A 2,441-nucleotide genomic window follows, 5' to 3' on the forward strand; every position below is an offset into this window, starting at 1 on the left:
ATGCACCAGCAGTCTGAATTAAAAATGAAAACCTATAAAACTAAAAACCAAAGCAAAAACGTTTTTGCTTTGGTTTAATTATTATTTTTATCCTATAATCTGTATCGAAGTTTTAGGACGAGACATAAAATACTTTTATCAAAATGCGAGAACTTACATTCCGGGATGCACGGCTTGAGGACCTTAAAAGAATTGTTGAAATCTACAACTCAACCATCGGATCAAGGATGGTAACTGCAGATACAGAAGAGATCTCTGTAGAAAGCCGTCATCAGTGGTTTTATGAGCATACTCCTGAAAGAAGACCACTCTGGGTAATCGAAGATTCTGAAAATAACATGGTAGGCTGGGTAAGTTTTTCATCTTTTTACGGGAGACCGGCTTACAATGGGACTGTAGAAATAAGCATTTATATGGATGAAAATTTTCGTGGGAAAGGCTATGGTAAAAAGACTTTGCAATACTGTATTGACAATGCCGGAAAATTTGGAGTAAAAACTTTGTTGGGATTTATATTCTTACACAACGAGCCAAGTATAAAACTCTTCCAGCATTTCGGGTTTGAAGACTGGGGAATTTTACCGAATGTTGCGGTTTTGGATGGAGTAGAGCGTACATTGAAAATATTGGGGAAAAGGATTGGTGAAAATTAGTCGTATAATTACAAAGTTGAAAAATGAGTAAATATATTGTGATAATATTCTTTGGTTTAATATTTTGTAGTTGTAACTCAATACAAAAGAACATTATAGGTGATTGGAAGATTTCTAGTGTTATAAATGACGAAAATGCTTATGCTCCTCGTTCATCATTAATTCCTCAAGCAGTAGAAAGCGAAATGCAGCTTTCACTGAAATCTGATGGTACATTTACATCAAACGGAGATTTATGTACCGGAAATTGGAAAGAAACTAAAGATAATTTGTCTCGAGGAAAATTTTATATGCCTCAATATATGAAAATAAATAAAACGTTTCGATTAGAAGCAGATAAATGCCCAGGGATAGGAGGTGATCATCGTATTAAAATAATAAATGGAAAACTCGAATTATATTATCCTTCAGTAACAGGATATCGAATTCAAATCTTTGAAAAGATTAAAAAATAAAAGCTAAAGAAAACTTCCTGAATTATTTACAACTCAAGTAAAAAACTTTTATTTATTTATGTTTAGAAATAATTTGGAAGTTGGAGTAAATCCTGATATTTATTATTTTGAAATTCAAAACAAAAAAGCTGATGAAAACACCAGCTTTGAAGACTTTGTTAAAGATGCGTCCTTAAAGTATTTAGGTCACGGTGGAATTCAGCTTTAAAATTGCTAAATTTTGTAGTGATATAAATCTTAAGGTCGTGTTGTAAATTCTATCTTATATTCATCTGCTCCGAATTGATATCCGTCTTCAGATTCAGTACTCCGATTGGTGATGTAAAAATCATACGATGTATTCGGTTGAAGAGCTACCGTTTCTAAGATAAGCGTAGTTTTATCATTTTCAAAACCAAGTTTTTTCTGAAGTGGAAAATGTTCTTTACCATTTTTTGAAAAATTTAATGACACATCATTCATTTTCTTCGAAAAGGTAATCTTAATCTGTTTTGTTGCTGTATCTACATTTTTGCTTTGATTTTCAAAAGGCTCTATTTTGACAACCTTTGGCATATTCGACTCATATTTTTTAATGATTTCGTCTTTATTGACGCTATTGCCAAAGAATTTAGACTTGTCTACAAATTCATCAATTGCCTTTTCACTGCCAAAATCCAGTTCAATAATATCTTTCACCGCCTGTTTTTTATCGGGATGATTTTGATAATATGATTTTGAAATTTCGTAACCCATAAAATATCCCAAATCAGGATGATCTGATTTTTTACCGTTATAAAGCCATTTATCATTACGGTTAGAATACATTTCGGCTTTAAAATCTTCTTTTACCTTAGATAAATTAGATTTTCCGTATTCAATATAAGATGTTTTAATAGGTTTTCCCAAAACAAGTTCAGCAATAAAGTCACACGAACCTTCTTTTATCGAATGTCCCAAAAGATTGACATAGCCGTCTTTCTGATTGGTATGAACGTACTCGTGAACGGTAAGATAAACAACATCTAAATATTTCCTATGTTTAAATGTGTTTTTAAGCCAGTCAGAGCTTAATTCGGAAGTGTCTGTAGCCGGATTTCCCACCAGAATTTCAGAACCAATTAATACCATCTCAGAATCGGCAGTTCCTCCGGAGCTTAATCCGCCAATCGTAAAATAAATATTGGCCGGTTTTAGTTCAGGATAGATGTACTTGAGTTTTTTAATATAAAACCTGTTTAAACTTTTATTTTTCTTAGAAACAAGATAGAGAAAGCTAAATAATGTAGATTTATCCAAGTGATATTCAATTTTTCAAACCTTATTAACAGCGCTTTGAAACTATCCAACCAAG

The 2,441-nt window shown here is 32.2% G+C and carries 4 protein-coding genes; 3 read left to right on the forward strand and 1 reads right to left on the reverse strand.

Going from position 1 to position 2,441, the window contains the following annotated elements; genetic code table 11:
• Positions 1-143: 143 nt before the first annotated feature.
• Genes ACR1PN_RS20400 through ACR1PN_RS20410 form a run of 3 tightly spaced genes read left to right on the forward strand, consistent with a single transcriptional unit; the run spans position 144 to position 1,316 of the window.
• On the forward strand, positions 144-653 hold the full coding sequence (locus ACR1PN_RS20400) for an N-acetyltransferase family protein (RefSeq protein ID WP_433981529.1): 510 nt from the start codon (positions 144-146) through the stop codon (positions 651-653).
• A 23-nt stretch (positions 654-676) separates the two neighbouring features.
• A complete protein-coding gene (locus tag ACR1PN_RS20405; protein WP_378177853.1) occupies positions 677-1,108 on the forward strand; it encodes a hypothetical protein in 432 nt (143 codons plus the stop codon).
• A 58-nt stretch (positions 1,109-1,166) separates the two neighbouring features.
• Entirely contained in the window at positions 1,167-1,316 is a 150-nt protein-coding gene (locus ACR1PN_RS20410) for a hypothetical protein (protein ID WP_433981530.1), read from the forward strand.
• 29 nt (positions 1,317-1,345) lie between these two features.
• Here the strand turns inward: ACR1PN_RS20410 and ACR1PN_RS20415 are convergent, their stop codons facing one another.
• The gene (locus tag ACR1PN_RS20415; protein ID WP_433981531.1) at positions 1,346-2,386 is read right to left on the reverse strand and encodes an Ig-like domain-containing protein; all 1,041 of its coding nucleotides are present in this window, start codon (positions 2,384-2,386) and stop codon (positions 1,346-1,348) included.
• Positions 2,387-2,441: the final 55 nt, after the last annotated feature.

The sequence above is a fragment of the Chryseobacterium sp. RLHN22 genome, assembly GCF_051011795.1.
Lineage (GTDB): Bacteria > Bacteroidota > Bacteroidia > Flavobacteriales > Weeksellaceae > Chryseobacterium > Chryseobacterium zhengzhouense.

Excerpts from the sequence above, each read along its gene's own strand:
- ACR1PN_RS20400 (WP_433981529.1), top strand. The coding sequence starts at position 144 with ATGCGAGAACTTACATTCCGGGATGCACGGCTTGAGGACCTTAAAAGA.
- ACR1PN_RS20405 (WP_378177853.1), top strand. The coding sequence starts at position 677 with ATGAGTAAATATATTGTGATAATATTCTTTGGTTTAATATTTTGTAGT.
- ACR1PN_RS20410 (WP_433981530.1), top strand. The coding sequence starts at position 1,167 with ATGTTTAGAAATAATTTGGAAGTTGGAGTAAATCCTGATATTTATTAT.